This window comes from Yersinia sp. IP36721, from assembly GCF_003634395.1.
Lineage (GTDB): Bacteria > Pseudomonadota > Gammaproteobacteria > Enterobacterales > Enterobacteriaceae > Yersinia > Yersinia entomophaga.
Genome location: NZ_QCZL01000006.1, coordinates 75099 through 96520 on the forward strand (window position 1 = coordinate 75099; position 21422 = coordinate 96520).

Below are 21422 nucleotides of genomic sequence, written 5' to 3' on the forward strand. Positions count from 1 at the left end.
AATTCACGTTAAATTTCATGGGATAAATCCTAAATTTACTTAATGATACAAATAAGAATGAATTTTTAGCGTTGGACACTGTCCTTGGTTCGATTTTGTGTCACTTTGCGGACGCATAATGAACCCATATGCATTTCCCTGCTCGGCAGCTAAGCGAAGCCTTAGTCGGTCTTCATCCGTTAAATCAGGCAACCAACCGAGCACCACACTGTAATTTCCTGTCTGTAGCGCTTTTTCCATAGCTTCAACGGTAGATAAAGAATCTATCTGGTTTAGCTGCACCACTTTATCTACGGGTAAACCGGATTTCTCAAGCCATAAACGGCTAAGCTTCTGCTGTGGTGTTAACCATAGCAACCAGCGGGATTGTTTGCCCAATTGTTGCAGCAGGGGAACGAGCAGTTGAACCACTGCGGACTGATTCTCACTATAAACAATTTCACTGATAAGTCCGCTACCCACAGGGGAAATGGTTCTTGTTGCTAATGTATTAGCAGCAAAAGTATGACTGTTGGAATTATGAGGTTTAAGTGAATGTGTGCGCATGTGATTTCCTGCCCGTAGTGATACTGTATGAATATACAGTAATGGGTGTTTGATGGAAGATCAACCTAATTTTTCAAACTGCTTCGCAAATTTGCGATGAAATTTAATGCAAATTAATTTTGTAATTGGATAGTCGATTTATATTGCGTATTTTTGCAATTAGTTGTTCCTCTTACACTTATTGCATCAAAATTAGGACTATAGGCTAATCATTTGCTAAAGGAGTAGCGATGAAGCATTTATCAGAAAAAAGGATTGCCCAGGCTCAGGATCGTTTTGCTTTTCTCGGCCCGATTACATTTCGTTCTCAATTTGGCGGGTATGGTTTGCTGGCTAACGGCATCATGTTTGCGTTGGTTTCTGAAGGCGAAATGTATTTACGTGCAAACGAACGTACCGAATACACATTCAAAACCTACGGGATGTGCTGTTTGGTTTATTCCAAACGGGGCATTCCCGTCACGTTGCGCTATTACTGGATTACGCCCGAGTTATGGCAGGATGAATCCAACCTTTCCGCATTTGCTCAATTGGCCTATCAAGGAGCAGAAGAAGATGTCGTTACCAAAAGCAGGGAAACCAATCGACTGAAAGATTTGCCTAATGTGACCATTGCTCTTGAGCGTTTACTGTGGAAAGTCGGTATAAAGAATGCGGATGAATTGAGGAGTGAAGGAGCAAAACGCACTTATCTTAGGCTCAGGGCCTTGAGGAAGTCCTTGGGGATCAATGTCCTGCTCTCATTAGCCGGCGCTATTACAGGTAATCATCATGCCGTTTTACCTCGTCGAATTCGCAATGAGCTGATGGAATGGTTCGATGATGTAGGAATGCCGGTCAGCGCTTGTTATAAAAACTGAAGGCGATGAACGTTCAACCAACGATGAGTAACGCGATATGCCTTTAAGTCGTAACCGAGTGAAGGGAGTCACAGGCCGCTAAAATATCAACAACCTGTGACTGGCAGGTGAGTATCACCGCATTATTTTTATGAATTACGAATTTCTCTGGCCAATTTGTTTATTTAATACGGCAAGCTCAGGTAGCAGTTCCAGTAACAATCCTACCTGCTGTAATACCAGCGGTTCTTTGCTTTCAGGATCGGGGCTGAATTGCGCGCTACGTGCCGAAAGGGCAGCCAGCGCTTTGTTCATGCGGATATCGTCCACCGGTTCTTCGCTAAGCGCCGCTTCTACATAACAGATAGCGTCATTTAGTAGCTCCAGAATGGCTGGATTGGTCAGTTTCTCGCGGTGCGCGCCTAGCGCCGAGATGTAGCTCAGCATGGTGTGATTCAGGCACAGCAGTCGGAATGCCGCCTCATGTGTTTTGCGGTCATTCTTAGGCTCTGCGGACATATTGGAAATAACCGAAGCTAACTCAGCATCGCTATTGTGCGCATCGCGGCGGGCAATCCTATAGGTCAGGCTGTTGTCCTTTCCCTGATGGTATTGCAGCAGGATGGCGTCCAGATAGCGGCAGTTGGCGTTGAAGGTCTTGTTCACCACCGCCGGCAGATGGCGGAATTTCCAATCTGGCCAGATAAAGGAAACGGCGACCCAGGCAATGCCGCAGCCGAGTAAGGTATCAATCACACGTGGCATGGCGACCTCAAAGCCTTCACCTAACAGGTTGAAGCACAGTAACACCAAAAGGGTAATAAACATGGTGGCGTGGGCGTACTGCACATTACGGAAGGCAAAGAACAGTACCCCGGTAATGACGATTAAAATCAACTGCCCTTCCAGAGAAGGCACAAAGTAAAGAATAGGTAAGCCGATCAGAATACCAGCGAGGGTTCCGATGATCCTAAGAGCTAAACGGCGGCGGGTGGCGTTGTAGTTAGGCTGGCAGACAAACAGGCTAGTCAGCAAAATCCAATAGCCGTGCTGCATGCCGGTGAATTGGATAAATGCGTAACCAATACAGAGCACTACGGACATGCGAACCGCATGGCGAAATAGGGCTGACTGCGGCGTCAGGTGGCGGCTGATTCGGAGCCAGATATCGCCCCAACCGGTAATACGGTCGTCGGCCAGACGATTTTCCGGCTTAGCTTCTTCGGCCAGTACTTGCTCTGATTCGATACCAGCAAGCTGGGCGTCAATGGCACGCAGATTTCTAAGTAAATAGGATAATGCTTTAACCTCTGGAAGGTTTTTATGTTTTTCCGACATTCGCAGAAGCGTAGCGTCCAGATGAGTAAACGCTCGCTCAAAGCGCGGGTCGTGCTGATATTTTTGACGCAAGAGGATGGATTGCGATAATTGCTGGCAGGCTCTGGCCTGCATAGTTAGCAGCCGCTGGAAGCGGAACAGCACATCGCTAAAACGAAATTTCTCCCGCAGGCTTTGGTATTGCACATGGGAGGAACTGGCGCGCTCATGAATATCCTGTGCGACGAAATAATAGTGCAGTGTACGGCGGGTGCCCCGTTGCCCGCGATCTCCTTTCAGACGGGTTACGAGGGAAACCTTGGCCTGATTCAAGGTCGAAACCAGTTCGCCGTTGGCCATGGCGACAGCGATCAGCGGCTGATTGTCATTCGCTTCGATATCAGGATCAAACAGGTTGGCTTTGGCTTCCAGATAATACGAAAGCTGCTGATAACAGCGTGCCATATTGTCCTGTAGTGGGCGGATAGGGAAAATCAGATGGCCAGCTAGCGTCAGCAGGTTGTACCAAACAGCCCCCAGCAGCAAAAGCAACGGTTGTTCATACCAGATAGCGTACATCGATGTACCCAGCATGGTGTAAATCGCGATCAGTAAAGCGCCAAAGGCAATGGTGGCGTAGCGTTGTCCAAGCGCGCCCAGCAGAATGAATCCGCAGGTCGAAAAAGTCAGGCCAATAGCAAATAGCCAGGGATAGGGAAAGAGCAATTCAATGGAGGCAGAAGCGGTAAAGAAGCAAACCAATGTAATCAATAAATTGCGGATGCGTCCTACCAGCCTGTCGTCCAGATCTGCCAGAGCCGCGGCTACGACTCCCAGAGTCAGAGGAATAGTCAGTGTGGGTTGGCCAAGCCACCAAGGTAGCGCCGTTGTGCCAGTCAGGGCGATAAAAATACGAACGTAATACAGGAAGCTGCTGTTATATGCATAGCGACGTAAATCAGAAACAAAAGTGAGCACAAAAGACCCCTAAAACGAACAAAACAGCCTGACCGAATTGAGCATTACCTAGGCTAATCAACATAGCTTTTAGGCAAAAAACGAACCTTACACTCGGGCAAAACAGATTCACTCGAGCGTAAGGCATCATTCTCAATCAGCGTTGCTGAAAGCGGCGTTTAGCATTCTCGGTTCTGGCTTGTTGCGCCATTTCAACCGAAACCACCCGGCGGCCGACTGGCCATAAGGCTATCGCTGCTATTTTAAAGTTAGCGATACCGACAGGAATACCGATGATGGTTAAGCACTGGGCAATCCCAGCCAAAATATGGGAAATGCACAGCCACCAGCCAAACAGAATAAACCAGATAATGTTCAATACTGAACCTCCGGTTGTTAGCAGAGCATTACTTTTTTCCGGGTATAATTCATTGACATGGATCGCCTCATTGCCATAAGGCAGAAAGGAGAGCTTGGTAATTTCCCAGCAAGAGCGGGTTAATGGTAAGGTAACGATCAACAGGGCGCTGACCAGCGTAGCCACCAGCCAGGCGAGCGTTGTGAAGAAACCACCTAAAACAAAATTCAAAATGTTCAATGCAGTACGCATAATGATTAATCTGCCTGATAAAATTGAAGAGCCGCCATGCGGGTGAATCTAGAAGTGATCTTCCTTTTCCCATTATTACGCGTTTTTGACAATAACCCGTAAACTATCTGATAGCTGTTGTTTAAACTCAATTATTTTATTTACACTCCATTTTGATACGTAAACTCCCTCAATACTAGTTTTGGCGCAGGTATATGGAACTTAAAGCGACATCTTTCGGCAAGCATTTGGCTCAACATCCCTACAATCGGGTGCGATTATTGAATGCTGGCATCGAAGTGAGCGGTGATAAACATCAATATCTGATTCCGTTTAATCAATTGGTCAATATTCAATGTAAACGCGGCATCGTATGGGGAGAACTGGAGTTTGAACTGCCACAGCAACAGGTTGTCCGGTTACACGGCACCGAATGGCAGGAAACTCAGCGTTTCTATCAGTATTTGTTAGGCGTCTGGCAAAAATGGAGCGAGGAAATGAGCCAGATTAGCGCAGAAGTGCTCCAGGCCCAGGTGGCTTCGATCCGTAAAATTGAACAACAAGATAAATGGTTCAAGCATTCGGATTTGGCGCAATTGCAAGAAAGCATCAAGCAAGCATTTGGCGCGTTGCCAATGCCGATAGAGCGATTAAGTGAATTTGAGCTGTGCCGCGACGATTATGCCCTGTGCCTGCGTTGGTTACAGCAGGGTGCCCGGAGCGTTGCGATGCGTAACCGACAATGGACCGACCGCGTGCTGGAACAACACCGCGACTTCTTCCAGCAGGTTGAAACCTCTCCTTTGAACGATTCCCAGTGTCGGGCAGTAGTGAATGGGGAAGATTCGGTATTGGTATTGGCTGGAGCGGGTAGTGGTAAAACGTCGGTGCTGGTGGCGCGTGCCGGTTGGCTGTTACATCGCCAGGAAGCGCTGCCGGAGCAAATCTTGCTGCTGGCTTTCGGGCGTCAGGCTGCCGATGAAATGAATGATAGAATTAAGCAACGTTTGGGGACAAAAGATATTCAGGCGAAAACCTTCCACGCGTTGGCGCTGCATATTATTCAGCAGGGCAGTCGTAAAACTCCGGTTATCAGTAAGCTGGAATCAGACAGTCAGGCGCGTCGCTCGCTATTGATCAAAAACTGGCAACAGCAGTGTGAAGAAAAGAAAGCGCAAGCCAAAGGCTGGCGGCAGTGGCTGACCGAAGAGTTGGAGTGGGACGTGCCGGAAGGCAGTTTCTGGCAAGATAAACGTCTGGCGGCGCGTTTGGGAGGGCGTCTGGAACGTTGGCTTGGCCTGATGCGGATGCACGGCGGTAGCCAGGCTGAAATGATTGAACAAGCCGATGAGGAAGTGCGCGACCTGTTCCAGAAACGCATTCGCCTGATGGCTCCGTTGCTGAAAGCGTGGAAAAGTGCGTTGAAGGACGAAGGTGCGGTTGATTTCTCCGGCTTGATTCATCAAGCGGTGAATTTATTGGAGAAAGGGCGTTTTGTCAGTCCATGGAAATACATTCTGGTGGATGAGTTTCAGGATATCTCGCCGCAGCGCGCAGTGTTACTTTCCGCTCTGCGTAAGCAAAATACCCAAACATCTTTGTTTGCCGTAGGGGATGACTGGCAGGCCATTTATCGTTTCAGCGGAGCCGAACTCTTGCTGACCACCGCCTTTAGTCATCATTTTGGTGAAGGAGCGGAATGTGCTTTGGATACCACCTATCGTTTTAACGATCGCATTGGTGAGATAGCCAATCAGTTTATCCAACAAAATCCTCATCAGTTAAAAAAACCGCTAAACAGCCTGAGTAAAGGCACGAAAAAATCCGTGGTAATCCTGCCGCATGAACAGCTTGAGGCGCTGCTGGATAAGCTGAGCGGCTATGTTAAACATGATGAGAGAATCATGATTTTGGCTCGCTATCATCATTTACGTCCGGATATTTTGCAGAAAGCCAAAACGCGCTGGCCCAAACTGAATATCGATTTTATGACCATTCACGCCAGTAAAGGGCAGCAGGCTGAGTACGTGATTATCGCTGGTTTGCATGAAGGCAGCGATGGATTCCCGGCGGAAGCCAGAGAGTCGGTGTTGGAAGACGTACTCTTGCCGCAACCGGAAGATTTTCCCGATGCGGAGGAACGGCGTTTACTGTATGTCGCCATGACGCGGGCTAAACATCAAGTGTGGTTATTACAAGACAGCGATCGCCCTTCAGTCTTTGTCAGCCAGTTACGCGATCTTGGCGTGTCAGTACAGAAGAAACCCTGACAGGAAATGGTTGCCCCCGCAGGCTTTGGCCCGCGGCGGGCGGATTATTTCAGACGATCTTGCAGGTAGCGCTGGTAATCGGGAATAGCAATCTCAATCTCCCGATCGAATAGCGGCGAGCAGACGAGAAAATCAGCGGTAGAACGGTTTGTGGCGACTGGAATATTCCACACTGTGGCCAGACGCAGCAGCGCTTTTACATCGGGATCGTGCGGCACCGCATTTAACGGATCCCAAAAGAAAATCAACATATCAATTTTCCCTTCTGAAATCAGCGCGCCTACCTGCTGATCGCCACCCATTGGCCCGCTGAGCATACTGCGTACCGGAATCCCCGTGGCACGTTGCACCAGATTTCCAGTGGTGCCTGTGGCATAAAGTTCGTGTCGCGCCAGTAGCTCTTTGTTGCCTTCAACCCAGGCAAGCAGCGATTTTTTACAGTGATCATGAGCCACGAGGGCGATATGTTTCCTCGCCGCAACGGTTCGTGTAGTCAGTTCCATGAAAATCCTTAAATAACTGAGGTTTCCCGACAGATTACTGAAACTGGAATTTGGTGCATAGAGGGAGCGCAAGAAATTGCGAGAAGGGATTGAAAAATACGATATTCACATCAGATTCTGCCGCATTCGACTTTTGGCCGCTTTCATTGGCGAGCCTGCGCGAGAGAATAGGGGGTTATCCTGACAAACACGTGAGTCAACAGCGCCTATTGTTTTGCCGCGTGTTTCCTGGCCCAAAGCAAAAACCGCTGTTGGGTTTCTTTATCTGCCTGCAAATACCAATACTGTAGCATTTGCTCAGAAACGTTCTCACCGTTCAGGCGCGTAGTTTTGTCGGCGATGCCGTTGCCTGCTGCGGGTAGCGTTGTACCGGGCACCGCGCTAACGGTTGAAGGGGGAATCGCGGCGAAAGAGGGAACCGAGGCTTTATGATTGCCTAAGTTATAGATTGCCATGATGTTTTCCAGAGAAGCGCTACTGGTTAAATCATCCGGATGCAGCATATCAGAACGTACCGGCAGAATATGAGCATTGTGATCAATCAGTTGATACAGCGGGTGATGAGAAAATTTCTGTCCTTCTTGCGTATTAGTAATCGTTGGAAGGTGGATGGCGACAGATTTCACGTTTTGGGTATTAAACACCACGATCAGCGGCGGTGAGGTGTAAAACATTTGGGCAGGTGTGCTGGACGGAAGATTTTTAGTAACTTTAAACAGTATTTGATGCTGGCCGCTGTTCAGCTCCAGACTTTCCGCGCCTTTTAGCAAAGAACCGGACATGTTTTTACCGTCAACGACCAGCAAGTCAATCTCAGGCGACAGTTTTAACGTCGTTGCCAGCGCCGAACCGCTAGCGCAGGCGATTAAAACTGCGATAACCATAAGACCGATTTTCATGTTCCACTCCTTTTGCCCAATCTTTGTATTGTCAGATAAGCAAGATAATGCGCCAAAGATTATCCCTCACATCATTATAATTACATTTCGACACTTTTTGTATTATTTGCTTATGTTTATATTTTTGAATTTAAAAGGAAAAAACAATGTAATTTAACAGAAAATACATTGATCAAGGTTAAACGAAGTCAATTGTCGGCTTTCTTTTCAGCCTCTTTGGCTGATGATATACACTGAGATAATCGACCCGATCCCGCGCTCTTTTGGGACACGAACCGGTGAAATAAGTTCTATTTATTATGCACATCAGAGGAACTGAAATATGCATGACAATGATATTGCTGAGGTACTGAAAAAAACCAAAACTATCGCATTAGTCGGAGCCAGTAATAATCCTGGTCGCCCAAGCTATGGCGTGATGGCTTACCTGCTTTCTCAGGGATATCAGGTGATTCCCGTGAGTCCGAAGCTGGCGGGGCAAACTTTATTGGGGCAAACGGCCTACGGTCAACTGGCGGATATCCCTCATCCGGTTGATATGGTGGATGTGTTTCGTAACGCCGAAGCGGCTTACGGCATCGCGCAGGAGGCCATCACCATTGGCGCCAAGGTGTTGTGGTTGCAGATTGGTGTGATTAATGAACAAGCGGCGGTGCTAGCGGCCGATGCGGGTCTTAAAGTGGTGATGGATCGTTGCCCGAAAATTGAGATTCCGCGCCTGGGTTTGGAAAAAGCCTAAAATTATTGCATGCGCTATCTCAATAAACTGTCTTGGCGTCAGGGCAAGGAAATGGAAAAAAACGATAAAAAAACCCAACGCTGAGGTTGGGTTTTCATCAGGTTTAACGTTTAGGCGATAAGCCTTAGTTCCGTAATCTCGGTGCCTGTAACTGATCGCGAATAGAAACCGCCAATTCGTCTAATGAAGGTTGATCAGGATGAGCTTCCTGTACTTCATAGGCCAACTGAGCCTCTGCCAGATAAGTATGTATCGCCTGACCGCGATCGTCCTCCATAACAACGTGATACCAAGGCGCTAATCGCAGAGTATCGCTATTAACGACGTCTTCAGGTTGAGGTTGATCCAAGGAATATTCGGGATCTATATCGATAACAACACCCAAATAACCGAGTAGTTTATGGCGAACTTGCTGGCCAATACCGAATTTGCTGGCGATCATAGTAACCTCCTGAAAAACATTTCGCTGCCTTCTGATATGAGGGCAGCGCAGGACATTTCAAGTTACATCACCTTCACGTTACATCACTCGACAGGCAAAACCTTTCAGATACAAACCTTCCGGATAGGTTGCGATAACCGGATGGTCGGCCGCCTGACGGAACTGCTCTACAAATTGTATATCACAACCTGCATCTAGCGCGGCATCGGCCAGAATTTTTTGGAACAAATCATTTGGCATTAATCCTGAACAGGAGAAGCTCAGCAAAATGCCGCCTGGACGCAGTAACTGTAGCGCTAACATATTGATGTCTTTATAACCACGGCAAGCGCTGGCCAACTGATTTTTATTTTCGACAAACTTCGGCGGATCCATAATGATCATGTCGAATTTTTCCCCTTGCGTGCGGTAATTCCGCAGCAGTTGGAACACATCATCACGAACAAATTCGGCTTTGCTCAGATCAAGCTGGTTCAATTCCACGTTTTGTTTAGCGATATCCAGCGCCGCCTGTGAGGTATCCACGCTGATAACCTGCTCGCATCCGCCCATAAGGGCTGAAACGGCGAACGCGCCAGTGTATGAGAAACAGTTGAGTACGCGGCGGCCTTTGGCATAATTGCGAGCGGCCAAACGGCTATCGCGCTGATCCAGATAAAAACCGGTTTTATGACCCTGCTGGATATCGACCAGCAGTTTCATGCCGTGTTCCTGAATCGGTAGCAGTGCTGGTGGAATATCCCCCAAAATAGGACCTTGGGTCAGTTCCATACCTTCTTTTTTACGAACCGATACGTCGGAACGATCGTAAATGGAACACTCCGGATAGCAATGCTGTAGCGCGTTGATCAAGGCACCACGCTGGTATTCAGCACCGGCAGACAACAGTTGTAGAACAAAGAAGTTTTGGAAACGATCGATGGTGACGCCAGGCAAACCATCAGATTCACCGGCAATCAGGCGATAGCTGTCCAGACCGTCGCGCTTCGCAATCCAGTCCCGCCAGCTTTGCGCTTGCTGTAAGCGGCGGATAAAGAAATCGTTGTCAACGGCTTCGTCCTGTTGGAAAGTCCAAACGCGGGCACGCAGCTGTGACTCTGGCGAATACGCGCCACGGGCCAGCCATTTACCTCGGCTGTCCATAATATCAACGGTTTCCCCAGGAAGCGGTTTGCCTTCAACACGTTCAACGGCGCCAGAAAATACCCAAGGATGACGGCGGAGCAGGGACTTTTCGCGTCCCATAGCGAGAATTACACGATTCATAATAATCTTTTATAATCAATTCGTTGGGATTGATAACATATTATCAATCAAAAATTAGGCCACAATCATATAGTAATATGAGATGAGTCACTACTTTGGCGGATGGGAACGCTATGAGTGTGGATGTATTAAATTTTAATATAGAAATATTAAAATGGTGAGATGAAAGCGTAATTTATCACTCAAGCCGGTGTAAAAGAAATGTATTAACAGATTTTTATTCCGGCTTAAGCCATTTATTTTTATGATAAATCACCGCAGGATTGCCTTTTTGCTTCTGATAACAATCGGTGGTTTTATCTATAGGCTTTGGGTATTAAGGAATATGTTCCCATTTGATATCCACCACAACGCCGATAATTTTACAGTTTCCGTTGATAATAGTCGGCGGATGATGCGGGTTTAATGCCTTAAGGTACTTACGTCCAGCATCGGTCATAAACTGTTTGAACGTCGCTTCGTTTTCATTTTCCAGCTTGGCCACCACCAGTTTTCCGCTGACCGGCTCCTTCTCTGGATCGACTAAAATAATCATTCCTTCGGGCACGGTAAACCCCGTTGGCGCGGTCATGGAGTCACCTTTCACCCGTAGCCAGAAAGAACCGGGGCTGGCATTTACCGTGGTGTCAGGCCAAATATCAATTTCATCTCTGCGATAGGGTTCTACCGCTTCCAGCCAGCTCCCGGCGCTCACCCAGCTAATCAGCGGGAAGGTGCCAACCGTAGATTTTTGCCCAAGATAACTCACGTTATTCGAATTGGCATTCTCCCCAAGCAGGGCGGCCTCTTTGGCTAACGTAGGACTGAAATCGGCAATAGAGACCTGAAGATGTTTGGCAAATGCCGCCGCGACCTTGGTGTTTAATGGATTCCGGCCGTTCAGGTAATGGCCAATCGCGCCCTGGCTGACGTCAAGGTCATCGGCTATCGCCTGTTGGGTGATATGCAGCGATTTTTTCTTTGCCTCATAAAGAGATTTCAAACGCATCGCGTCTTCGATCTGTTCGGGCGTGAGCGGTTTTTTCTTTTCCATTCACTCATTCTAATACCAGAGCTATTAAAATAACAATACCGCAGATATTGATTTGATAAATACTTGCGGTATTATTAATGGGTATTTATTCATACGGAGAAGACCTGTGAAGCAAACAGCGTCTGGCGATGATGCAAGTGTCGTGTGGTTTCATAGGGTCGAGCGGCGTTTAAAATGGGTAGGCGTGTTGTTCAACCAGGTTAGCGACGTGATACCGACATTGCTGGATTCCAGAGTGACGGAGCCAAATAGCTATGGACGATAGTCTGCGAGGCAAGGTGATTGGCTGAGCTAACGCGACAAGAGCGTTGCCAACACAAGGGGTTACGAGGAGTAAGGATAGGGAACCCTGACCGCTAGTAAGAACTGAGAACGTTGCGGTCCGGCGTAGGGATACGTCAAGGAGCGGCATAGATTTTTATTTACGTCTATCTACGGATGGGCGTGCAGGCGAGGAAAGCAATATGAACCTGGAATCAGCGACAAAGTATCTATTCTGTAAATCACAATCTTTCACCGATAGCCCTGGTGCGACGGGCGATATATTGACCGGCGCCGATGTGATGGGAGCTTTCGGCCTGTGTCAGTCCAAGGCTGAACTCGGGTTTAAAGCCTATTCAGGGAAGCTGGGTTTAAGTGCTGGTGATGCCAAAGATGCGATTCAGTTACTCACTCAATATGGCATGACCCAATGCGATAAGGTGGCAGCCTTACGTAAGCTGGATGGCAGGGTTAAAGTGAAAGTCGTACAGAAACTGGCGGGTTTTGCCTATCAGGATTATTGCCGCAGCGCCTCAGGCGTTGAGGAATGTTCTTGTTGTAAGGGGAAAAGGTTCGTTATCGACAGGGTAGCAACGGCGAAAGATCGGGAAAAGAGGGCCTATAGCCAGCCTACTCAGGTTATTTGCAGCCAGTGTCGGGGAAAAGGCGTGGTTTCCGTTGCCTGCCGGGATTGCCGTGGCCGCGGTGTCGTTGTGGATCAAAAAGAGACCGAGAAACAGGGCCTTCCAGTAAAGCGCGATTGTCAGCGTTGCCGCGGTCGCGGGTACGAGCGAATTCCGGCATCAACCGCATTTCGGGCAGTGAGTTCGCTGACTAACGCCATCAGTGCCGCAACCTGGGATAAAAGCATTAAGCCATTTTACGATTCGCTGATTGGCCAGTTGGAGCAGGAAGAAGTCCGCGCCAGTAACTTATTGAGTAAAGCAATTAAATAGCTAATGAAAAAATAGTGAATTATTTTATCGTTAGCTATTTATTTTTCCGAAAATTGGGGTAAACTGCTTCTCATAGTGGGCTACTTATAAAGGCTCATCAGAGAAAGGCCTCGGGTTAACCACCGGGGCTTTTTGCATTTATAGGTACTTAGTGAATATCATTGTATCTCGCAGCTCATCTGTTTTCCTGATGCAGACTGAGGTAGATATATTAAGTAAAGCGGTGATCACCCTGATTCACCCCAAATATCAAATCCAGCATCTCCAACGGATGCCAGGATGAGTCAATCAAGGCCTCGCTTCTGCGGGGCTTTTTCGTATCTGGCTCTCCGTCAAACTCCAACGTCTACACGCCCCCGTAACGCGAGGAGCCGTGGCGGAGAGCTATTCCTGTTGACACCTGAATCTTACAAATGCCCAGCCAGACCGGCAGGGGGAGGAGGCTATGCGAATGGATAAATATGTCAGTGAGTTGTCTTGCTGGCTTGGTGGTTTGACGGCCGCGTTGGGCGAGCTTTCGTTGAACGAATGGGCAATTATCATCGGAATTGTCTGCAAGATTGGAGCCGTTGGCGTGAACTGGCACTACAAGCGAAAAGAATTTCAATTAAAGGAGAAATCTAATGGCTCCCGCTCTACGTAACAAACTTCTGGCGTCCTCCGCTGGCGGTGCGGCGCTGACTCTAGCTTTGGTGGGCGGTCATCACGGACTGGAGGGGCTTGAATATACGGCTTATTTTGACGTAGTTGGCGTGCTAACGGTCTGTGATGGTGATACCGGTAAGAAAATGAGCGCTACAGCGATGGGGAGTGCGATAAGCGGCGAATGCTGCGAATAAATAGGTGTTTAATTAATACCTTAGGATAACAACCGCTGGAGGCGCAGGAAGCCCTCTGTTCAGATTTGCTCATGCAAGTCTTACTCAACGGTTAGGGATGAGCTAACCAAAATCGCAGGGATGAAAACCCTTCTCAAGGAATTGAGATTTCGAACTTTATCACTCATCTCTGCTGGCTTAGACCGGTTTTTTTATAGCTAAAATTGGAGTATTACCCTGGTTTCGATTTACGAAATTGCGCAGGGATCTATTGTACATCAACGATGGCCAACCGTTCGATAATCCCACAGGGCGTTGGATAGATCTGCGCTTGACTATGCCGGAATTGGATCTGGGAATACGTCAATAATATTAATTGTTCTGACTGTATTTGGCGTGAGACGAGCCTAAGGCCATAATGAGATGGTTGCGGTGAGATAACAGAAAAGTAGCGATAATAAGTTTGGTATCGGAATAAAGTTTGGTATCGGAATATATGCACTAAAAATAAAAATGAGGGAATAAATATGCCAAAAGTCTGTATCGCGGCCTATGTTTACGGTGTGGTTCAGGGCGTGGGGTTCCGTTTTTGTACCCAACATGAAGCGGTTAGTCGCGGTATCACCGGTTATGCGAAAAACATGGATGACGGTAGCGTTGAAGTGATTGCCTGCGGTGAGTCAGAATCAGTGGAAGAGCTGATGGCGTGGCTGCGGCAGGGCGGGCCTCGGGGGGCAAGAGTGGATCGGGTGTTGACGGAACCCAGAGCGGTTGAAGTATTTGAAGGCTTCAAGATTCGTTATTAAACCGCCGGCCATTAGGCCGGTCAGTTTATGCAGTGAGTAACAGATCTGAACGATCAAATACATTTTACCGGTTTAGGTAAACCTGCAATCTTGGTGGCCTGTTTCGCCGGGCCTTTTGGAAAAAGGCGGTAGAGGTAGCGGCTATTGCCTTTCTCCTCGCCGTATTTTTGCGCCATGGCTTTGACCAACATGCGAATTGCTGGCGAGGTATTAAACTCCTGATAAAACGCTCGGACAAAGCGAACTACTTCCCAATGCGGCTCGGTTAGGGTGATGTCTTCCTGCGCGGCTAAAATAGGAGCCAGACTTTCAGACCAGTCATCGCTATTCTTCAAATACCCCTGAGCATCGGTATCAATTATCCGACCTTCAAACTCCAACATACGGCCTCAATTATGCAAAAAACCAAATCAGCGGTTAATTTAGCAAATATTCGTCGGTATCCCAAAAATGTCTGCGATAAACAGGAAAGTGGCAGTGGACTGCAAAGATAAACCGCAATGCGCCATTTTTCATCAAGCTGACGATAAATTCGGCTTTCGTTGCCGTGGTGACGGATTTTTGTCCAATTAAACCAAATCAGGCTTTACAAGCCAGGTCGCGCTGTTTATAGTGCGCCTCATTGCGGAGGGGTGGCCGAGTGGCTGAAGGCAACGGTCTTGAAAACCGTCGACGGGAAACCGTTCGAGAGTTCGAATCTCTCCTCCTCCGCCATTCACTTCTTGGTTATCTCTTGGTTTTACTCTTTATTAACCTCTCTAAAATCCAATATTTCCTGATTGAACGTTACGATCTATTTTTACCGTAAACGCGTGTTTGCATTTCATCATTTGTTGTCGCTATGCACAAATATTCCCTTCAAACAGAAGACTGTTTTATTTGCTTAGCGGATAATCTCGCTATCAATACCTGCAATAAAACATTCACAATAACATTTTCACAATAAAAGAACGCTACTGCCTGTTTGAAGGGAAAGCGTCATGCGGCTGTTATATCTGGATAAAATCGACTGCCCCGCCGTCTAATTGGTACATGGCTCCGGTAATCTTGATTTTTCCTTCTTTTTCCAGCTTATTCAAAATATCGCTGCGCTCACGAATAGTTTTTATCGTGTTCTCTACGTTAGTTTTCGCTACCGCATCCACGAAAGCGGCGTTATTGCCCGAGCGGTCGCCGCTATATTCCGTTGCCGCAATGGCCGGTTTTATTTGTGCCAGTAACCCGGTTAAATTCCCCAGCTCAACATTATCAATGGCTCCGCGGATAGCACCGCAGGCGGTATGCCCCAATACCAGAATCACTTTGGCACCGGCTACAGCACAGGCAAATTCCAGGCTACCGAGGAGATCGTTATTGGCAATGTTGCCGGCGATTCGTCCATTAAATGTTTCACCAATTCCGGTATCAAAAACAATTTCAGCCGGAGCGCGGGAGTCAATACAGCTTAATATGACCGCCGAGGGAAATTGCCCACTGGCGCTGGCGCGTTTTTGCGCTAAATAATCGTGTTGCTGCATTTTTCCGTGTCGGAAACGGATATTACCGTCTTTCAAACCTTGAATAATCTGGTCTGGAGTGAGTTTATCTCTTTCTTCTTTGGTCAGCGCTGCGGCATAGGTTACTCCGGGGCTGGTTAAACCAATGGCACCGGTGATGCTTAGTGCTGACATGCCAATGGCCGCTTTTAATAATGAACGTCGTTTATTTGGCGGGCCGTTCTCAGGATCTCTGGTAGGAAGTGATTCCATTTTTATTACCTCAGGGCGAATAAAAGCAGAGAAAAAATCAGATGTAACTGTATGTCACCCAGAATGGGCTCCTATAAATGTAGCTCATTATTTGTACGGCGCTGTCATGTCAGTTTACTGGCTCATCAATTGCACAAATTCCCGCGCGGCTTTATTTAGCGACTGATTCTTTAGCCAAACGGCGTGAATCGGTAATTTCAGCTCGTTTTTGGTATTTTTAAAATGCAGTTGTTTCAAATGTTCTTGTTTTAGTAAGGGTTCGATCAATGAAAAAGGTAGATTGCCCCAACCCAAACCGGCTTCTACCATGCCCAATGCCATAGCCAGCGTGTCGGTTCGCCAATAGCTGCCTGCAACCAGCGGACGAGTATCGCTGATAGGGTGGCTCATGCTGGCAACGATGATCTGGCGAATGGTGACTAAATCTTCAATATAAAGTGCATCATTGGCATTTTCTGCCGCCCAGTGGCGAGCTGAAATAGTGGCAATCAATGATTCACTGCCCACGTATTGAAATTGTTCCTGCACGTTGATGCTTAGCCCGCCGAAGGCCAGCGCCACGCTGACTCTGCCGCAGTGCAACATATGTAACACATCATCCTGCGGCGCGCTGAGCACCTCGATATTCAGCAGAGGATAACGTTGAGACAGAATTTTCAACGCCGCCAGAACCGGTGTTTTATCCACTTCCGCCGCCATAGCTAAAGCAAACGTGCTTTCCAATCCTTGAGATAATTCGACGGCGTGAACCCGTAGCTGCTGAAGCTGCTGAGCGATTATTCGCGCCTGTGGCTCCAGTGCTAATGCCAATGGCGTCGGGATTGGTTCGCGGGAGCGACGGTCGAACAGCGGAAACCCAAGCTCGGCCTCCATATTAGCAATGCCCATGCTGACCGCTGACGGTACGCGGTGTAAGGCTCTGGCCGCCGCCGAGAAGGACCCTCGGTCGATAACGGCTAAAAATAACTCGATATTTTCACTGGAAAAATTCATTCGTCCTCCTATCAGTAAAACTGATAATAGCTAACTTTTAATGTCAGTACGAATGACGATATCTTGGCGGCCTTAATCGATGGGCGACGGAGATTGCTCATCAGCGAATAATAATGAGGTGGTTATGCAAGGGTTAAAAAGAAAGCTGGTGTACGTCACGGCATATGAAATTATTGGGCTGGTGATTTCGGCTTTGGGGTTGGCTTTGCTATCAGGGACTTCGCCGGGAAATACAGGCCCGCTTTCGGTGATGATTACGACTATCGCGGTGAGTTGGAACTTTGTTTATAACTATATTTTCGAGTTTTGGGAAAGCCGCCAGCTCAGCCGGACGCGCACGGTTAAACGGCGGGTGCTGCACGCCATTGGCTTTCAACTGACGCTGGTGGTGTATTTGATTCCGTTAATCGCCTGGTGGATGAACATCAGTTTGCTGGAAGCTTTCTATCTGGATTTGGCGCTCATTGTGCTAATACCTTGCTATACCTTCATTTTTAACGGGTTGTTTGATCGGATTTTCGGTTTGCCAAGTTCTGCCATTTCTATTGAAACGGCCGCGGCAAATTAGCCGAATGATATAAAAACCAACGGAGAGAAAAGGGCAGGGTTTGCAAATGACCGCTGGCGACAACAATCACTGCCAGCGGCGTTAAGATTTTTATCAGATAGAATTGGCGGCTGAGAAAATATCAGCCGCTAAAATAACGGTCAGGCTTTCTCGGTGATAATTTTTACGCCAACTTTAGTGACGCGGTCATTATCCATTTCAGCAATAGTCCAGGTCAGGCCATCCCATTCGATCTGGTCACCGATAACCGGTTCTCCGCCCAATAAATAGATCACAAACTGACCCAAGGTTTGCTGGCCATCAATTCCGTCTTCCAGATTTAATCCATAAATATTAGAGATATCATTGAGTCGTGCATCAGCTTCCAAAATGAAGTCACCGAAGAAGCGCTCATCCAGAGTGATAGTAGGCGATTGGCTAAATAACTTACCCAGCGCTGGCAAATCGTGTTCCTGACCGATTACACACAGAATATCGCCTTCTTTCAGTCGGGTGCTACCGGTTGGGTGCAGTAAGTCTTTACCGCGAAATAACGCTGCAATTCGAGTGCCCCGCGGCATTTTCAGATCGCGCAGCGCCGCACCAATGCACCATTTTTCCGAGCTAAGCTGATAGATGAACTGTTCCCATTGACGGTTCATATCAATATCTAGCCCGACGCGGGAAATCGGTGCCAGAGCTGGGGGAACCACCAGTTTGGTTTTCCTGGCCGCAAAGGACAAACTGGTGCCTTGTAATAGCAAAGAAACCAGCACCACAAAGAAAGCGACGTTAAAGAATAAATGGGCGTTTGGCAGGCCAGCCATCATTGGGAATACCGCTAAAATCACCGGCACAGCACCGCGCAGACCTACCCAAGAGATAAAAATACGTTCACGTAGGTTAAAGCTACGGAAAGGCAGCAGCCCGATAAATACCGACAGCGGGCGAGCGAACAAAATCATCCACAGGGATAAAATCAGCGCCGGAATGGCGATCGGCAGTAAATCACTCGGATTGAGCAGTAGCCCCAATACCAGGAACATCCCAATCTGACTGAGCCACGCTAGACCGTCAAAGGTTTGCAAGATCCCGGAACGGTTGCGGATAGGGCGGTTGCCCAGCATCAGCCCACACAGGTAAACGGCCAGAATGCCGCTGCCATTCAGCGCAGTGGTTAACGCAAAAATCATGATACCGCCGCTGACGGCCAGTAGCGGATATAGACCGTTGGCTAACTCAATGCGGTTAATCAGCAGCAGCAGCAGACTACCGCCCAGCAGGCCCAGGATAATGCCCAGCCCGAACTGTTGCAGTAAATGTATGATGAACATCCAGCTTAGGCTGGTTTCGCCGGCGGAAATCATCGCTATCAGCGTGATGGTCAGGAAGACCGCCATAGGATCGTTGCTGCCAGATTCGATCTCCAGCGTAGCGCTGACGCGTTCGTTTAACCCTTTTCCCCCTAATAGTGAGAAAACGGCCGCTGCGTCGGTAGAACCTATAATTGCGCCAATTAACATCCCCTGGATGATATCCAGATCAAATAGCCAGGCCGCGGCCAGACCGGTTAATCCCGCGGTAATCATCACTCCAACGGTCGCTAAAGATAACGCTGGCCATAAAGCTACGCGGAATGATGAAGCTCGGGTGCGCATCCCGCCGTCCAGCAAAATCACCGCTAGCGCCAAGTTACTGACCAGATAGGCGGCCGGATAATTATCAAAAGGAATACCGCCGATACCGTCACCGCCGGCCAGCATGCCGATGGCGAGGAAGATAACTAAAATCGGGATACCTAAACGGGATGAGAGTGAACTGAGTAAGATACTTGCGCCCACCAGTACTGCGCCGATTAAAAAGAGACTGTTAATAGTGGTCGCGTCCACGGTGGGGGATCTCCTGGTTTATGCATAAATGGCGGGTTATGGATGAAACAAGTTAATTATACACAGAAAAGCGCAGTTAAAAGCTAAGATATGACCTAATTCAAGGTGTTAAATTTGTATTTTTGAACTATCTCTCTGGCCCAATCGGGAAAAAAAAGTGTTTTATCCCATTGAGGAAGAATTAAGCGGAGCTGAGCGAGGAAATCAGGAGCAGAAGCGGCTCACCCGTGCCGATGGTGCAGCGGGTGAGCACAGGCAAAGCGTTATGCCCGATCGAGGGTGACCAGAGTGCGTTTGACTAATTCGGTCACTATGGCGCGTTCGGGGTTCGGCACTTCTGAAAAGGTCAGTTGTGAAAGCTCATTGACCAACACGCTGCGATCTTTTCCGTTAATGGAGCCGTCCAACGCGCTGCTGAGTCGATTGACCAAGGCAAAAAGGGTGGAAAACTCGGCGCTGATATCGGCATCATTCGTCAGGTTTTTCCCGGTAGTGTCTGGTGTACTCATCACAAATCCTCTGTCATATCACTGCGAGCGAAGCTTATCCCAATGATTGTTGCTCGGTAAGAATGCCCGATTAACGGGCATACAGTGAGGTGTTGCTGCCCCATCTTGTTTTGCAAGGGGTAGACAGTGTAATGGTTTTAAGTGGTTAACGATATTGCCACAACCATATTACTTGGTAATAACATTATGCTGTGAGGAAACAGTGCTGGCTGTTTTACCGGAAAACAAGAATTTTAGCAGCGGAATACGTAGATGAATTTCGTACAGCAAAAAGGCGACAGGGCAGACAAACAGCAGGCCCACTAGGAAGCCCAAAGCGTTATTCTGAATATGCGGCGCGATAAGAGCGCCGTAGATCAAGGTTAACGGATGATGCACCAAATAAATGAACAACGACGCGTTAACCAGATAGGTAATGCCGGACGATGAGGCGTTAAGCAGACGATAACCCAAAGAAAACACCACGTTAGTCATGGTGATCCCCATCAGCGCTTTGATAAGGATATCCAGCTCGAAGGAAAAATAATCCGGGTTAAACACTTGTTGATTAATACAATAGGCAGCCAATAGGACAACGGAAGCGATTAATGCCATCGGTGAAAACTTTAGAAACACTTCTTTTAGCCAAAGGTATTTAAAAGTCATGGCCCCGAGAATAAAGAAAGGCGCATAAAACAGCGTTTCCATAACCACAAAATTAAAAACACTATTAAAGAGTAATTCTGGGGAGAGTATAAATATTATTCTACGAACCACAGAATATAATAAATAGAAGAGAAAGAAAAACAGTGAGATTCTTCCTAAACTATTCAATTTATTAATCCTACCGTTAAGTGATTGGTTGATATTTTTAATCTTATTGAACAGGTAAAGGCCAGCTAAGGTCAGTAATGCCAAAGTTAACAAAAACCAGAGGTGGGAAACGCCTTCCCAAATAGCAATATTTATTTTTTGATAAAGTGTAAAAGAATTCCACTCCTGTAATTTATTTGTATAGTGTTTAAGCAAAAAAAATTGCGGCAGGGTAATCAATGGAATGGCGGTGATTAATGGAATAGCCACGCGTTCTAGGCGAACTTTCAGCCAGCGCCGCCGCTCATAGCGCTGATACAGCATAAAAGAGAAGTAACCGGAGATAACGAAGAACACCTGCATGCGAAAGGCGTGGATAAAGTCATTCAGCAAGGTTAGAGACGGCGACGAGATACTGCTGTTTACTGCCCAATGGTGGCTGGAGTAAATCAGCGAAAGATGAAAAGGAATCCCCAGTAACATCAAATAGGCGCGAATAGCGTCCAGGAAATATTCTCGTTGTTTAGTACTTTTCTTCATAGATATTCGCTAGTTGTTATAATTGAGAGAATAACGCGCTTATTTTATCGGCACTGGATAAGGCGGAATGTAAAACCCTACTATAAGGTTTATTATTTTTCCATAGCCTATTGCAATGAGGCTTGCTAGGCTTAATGATTAGTTCGTCGTTTAAACAATAGCC

General features: G+C 47.6%; 22 protein-coding genes and 1 tRNA gene. 9 read left to right on the forward strand and 14 right to left on the reverse strand.

Features of this window, described 5'->3' with window-relative positions:
* Window positions 1-39: 39 nt before the first annotated feature.
* Window positions 40-546 carry an SOS-induced cell division inhibitor SulA gene (gene sulA, locus DBA33_RS07645; protein ID WP_120806121.1) on the reverse strand — a complete coding sequence of 169 codons (507 nt, stop codon included), beginning with the start codon at window positions 544-546 and terminating at the stop codon, window positions 40-42.
* 230 nt (window positions 547-776) lie between these two features.
* Between sulA and DBA33_RS07650 the strand changes: the two genes are divergently transcribed.
* Window positions 777-1406 (forward strand): TfoX/Sxy family DNA transformation protein, encoded by a 630-nt coding sequence (locus DBA33_RS07650; protein ID WP_064512958.1) that lies wholly within the window; start codon window positions 777-779, stop codon window positions 1404-1406.
* 135 nt (window positions 1407-1541) lie between these two features.
* Here the strand turns inward: DBA33_RS07650 and yccS are convergent, their stop codons facing one another.
* Together yccS and DBA33_RS07660 are read right to left on the reverse strand one after the other, a co-directional pair.
* Entirely contained in the window at window positions 1542-3680 is a 2139-nt protein-coding gene (yccS, locus tag DBA33_RS07655) for a YccS family putative transporter (RefSeq protein WP_120806123.1), read from the reverse strand.
* Window positions 3681-3816: 136 nt separating this feature from the next.
* Window positions 3817-4269 (reverse strand): YccF domain-containing protein, encoded by a 453-nt coding sequence (locus tag DBA33_RS07660; RefSeq protein ID WP_064512962.1) that lies wholly within the window; start codon window positions 4267-4269, stop codon window positions 3817-3819.
* A 194-nt stretch (window positions 4270-4463) separates the two neighbouring features.
* Between DBA33_RS07660 and helD the strand changes: the two genes are divergently transcribed.
* The gene (helD, locus tag DBA33_RS07665) at window positions 4464-6518 is read left to right on the forward strand and encodes a DNA helicase IV (RefSeq protein ID WP_064512964.1); all 2055 of its coding nucleotides are present in this window, start codon (window positions 4464-4466) and stop codon (window positions 6516-6518) included.
* Window positions 6519-6562: 44 nt separating this feature from the next.
* Here helD and DBA33_RS07670 read toward each other — a convergent pair whose 3' ends face one another.
* Together DBA33_RS07670 and DBA33_RS07675 are read right to left on the reverse strand one after the other, a co-directional pair.
* Window positions 6563-7021: a methylglyoxal synthase gene (locus DBA33_RS07670; protein WP_064512966.1), complete on the reverse strand. Its 459-nt coding sequence runs from the start codon at window positions 7019-7021 to the stop codon at window positions 6563-6565.
* 206 nt (window positions 7022-7227) lie between these two features.
* The gene (locus DBA33_RS07675) at window positions 7228-7920 is read right to left on the reverse strand and encodes a DUF2057 family protein (protein ID WP_064512968.1); all 693 of its coding nucleotides are present in this window, start codon (window positions 7918-7920) and stop codon (window positions 7228-7230) included.
* Window positions 7921-8242: 322 nt separating this feature from the next.
* Here DBA33_RS07675 and DBA33_RS07680 point away from each other — a divergent pair, with 322 nt between their 5' ends.
* Window positions 8243-8659 carry a CoA-binding protein gene (locus DBA33_RS07680; protein ID WP_064512970.1) on the forward strand — a complete coding sequence of 139 codons (417 nt, stop codon included), beginning with the start codon at window positions 8243-8245 and terminating at the stop codon, window positions 8657-8659.
* Between the two features lie 124 nt (window positions 8660-8783).
* Here the strand turns inward: DBA33_RS07680 and hspQ are convergent, their stop codons facing one another.
* From hspQ to DBA33_RS07695, 3 genes are all read right to left on the reverse strand, one after another.
* Window positions 8784-9101, reverse strand: a complete 318-nt coding sequence (hspQ, locus tag DBA33_RS07685; protein WP_064512972.1) for a heat shock protein HspQ — start codon at window positions 9099-9101, stop codon at window positions 8784-8786.
* 78 nt (window positions 9102-9179) lie between these two features.
* Window positions 9180-10370: a 23S rRNA (cytosine(1962)-C(5))-methyltransferase RlmI gene (rlmI, locus tag DBA33_RS07690; protein WP_179207933.1), complete on the reverse strand. Its 1191-nt coding sequence runs from the start codon at window positions 10368-10370 to the stop codon at window positions 9180-9182.
* Window positions 10371-10683: 313 nt separating this feature from the next.
* Window positions 10684-11400, reverse strand: coding sequence for an XRE family transcriptional regulator (locus DBA33_RS07695; protein ID WP_064512976.1), 717 nt, complete (start codon window positions 11398-11400; stop codon window positions 10684-10686).
* Between the two features lie 464 nt (window positions 11401-11864).
* On the opposite strand from DBA33_RS07695, the gene DBA33_RS07700 reads away from it, so the two are divergent.
* The 4 genes from DBA33_RS07700 to yccX all read left to right on the forward strand — a co-directional run bounded on the left by DBA33_RS07700 (window position 11865) and on the right by yccX (window position 14241).
* Entirely contained in the window at window positions 11865-12617 is a 753-nt protein-coding gene (locus DBA33_RS07700) for an antitermination protein (protein WP_120806125.1), read from the forward strand.
* Between the two features lie 445 nt (window positions 12618-13062).
* Window positions 13063-13260, forward strand: coding sequence for a phage holin family protein (locus DBA33_RS07705; RefSeq protein ID WP_064512980.1), 198 nt, complete (start codon window positions 13063-13065; stop codon window positions 13258-13260).
* A complete protein-coding gene (locus tag DBA33_RS07710; RefSeq protein WP_120806127.1) occupies window positions 13241-13456 on the forward strand; it encodes a hypothetical protein in 216 nt (71 codons plus the stop codon). Before DBA33_RS07705 ends, DBA33_RS07710 begins: the two co-directional genes overlap by 20 nt.
* Before the next feature lie 506 nt (window positions 13457-13962).
* Window positions 13963-14241, forward strand: coding sequence for an acylphosphatase (gene yccX / locus DBA33_RS07715; RefSeq protein WP_064512985.1), 279 nt, complete (start codon window positions 13963-13965; stop codon window positions 14239-14241).
* Between the two features lie 53 nt (window positions 14242-14294).
* Here yccX and tusE read toward each other — a convergent pair whose 3' ends face one another.
* Window positions 14295-14624 carry a sulfurtransferase TusE gene (gene tusE / locus DBA33_RS07720; RefSeq protein ID WP_049596459.1) on the reverse strand — a complete coding sequence of 110 codons (330 nt, stop codon included), beginning with the start codon at window positions 14622-14624 and terminating at the stop codon, window positions 14295-14297.
* Between the two features lie 243 nt (window positions 14625-14867).
* Here tusE and DBA33_RS07725 point away from each other — a divergent pair.
* A tRNA-Ser gene (locus DBA33_RS07725) sits at window positions 14868-14955 on the forward strand.
* A gap of 275 nt (window positions 14956-15230) precedes the next feature.
* Here DBA33_RS07725 and DBA33_RS07730 read toward each other — a convergent pair.
* Both DBA33_RS07730 and DBA33_RS07735 read right to left on the reverse strand, forming a co-directional pair.
* The gene (locus tag DBA33_RS07730; RefSeq protein ID WP_120806128.1) at window positions 15231-15989 is read right to left on the reverse strand and encodes a carbonic anhydrase; all 759 of its coding nucleotides are present in this window, start codon (window positions 15987-15989) and stop codon (window positions 15231-15233) included.
* Window positions 15990-16103: 114 nt separating this feature from the next.
* Window positions 16104-16982: a LysR family transcriptional regulator gene (locus DBA33_RS07735; protein ID WP_120806130.1), complete on the reverse strand. Its 879-nt coding sequence runs from the start codon at window positions 16980-16982 to the stop codon at window positions 16104-16106.
* A 124-nt stretch (window positions 16983-17106) separates the two neighbouring features.
* Between DBA33_RS07735 and DBA33_RS07740 the strand changes: the two genes are divergently transcribed.
* Entirely contained in the window at window positions 17107-17550 is a 444-nt protein-coding gene (locus tag DBA33_RS07740) for a PACE efflux transporter (RefSeq protein WP_064512990.1), read from the forward strand.
* 140 nt (window positions 17551-17690) lie between these two features.
* Here the strand turns inward: DBA33_RS07740 and DBA33_RS07745 are convergent, their stop codons facing one another.
* From DBA33_RS07745 to mdoC, 3 genes are all read right to left on the reverse strand, one after another.
* Window positions 17691-19418 carry a potassium/proton antiporter gene (locus DBA33_RS07745; RefSeq protein WP_064512993.1) on the reverse strand — a complete coding sequence of 576 codons (1728 nt, stop codon included), beginning with the start codon at window positions 19416-19418 and terminating at the stop codon, window positions 17691-17693.
* Between the two features lie 263 nt (window positions 19419-19681).
* Window positions 19682-19927 (reverse strand): hypothetical protein, encoded by a 246-nt coding sequence (locus DBA33_RS07750; protein ID WP_064512994.1) that lies wholly within the window; start codon window positions 19925-19927, stop codon window positions 19682-19684.
* A gap of 168 nt (window positions 19928-20095) precedes the next feature.
* Window positions 20096-21259 (reverse strand): glucans biosynthesis protein MdoC, encoded by a 1164-nt coding sequence (gene mdoC / locus DBA33_RS07755; RefSeq protein ID WP_120806132.1) that lies wholly within the window; start codon window positions 21257-21259, stop codon window positions 20096-20098.
* Window positions 21260-21422 lie beyond the last annotated feature (163 nt).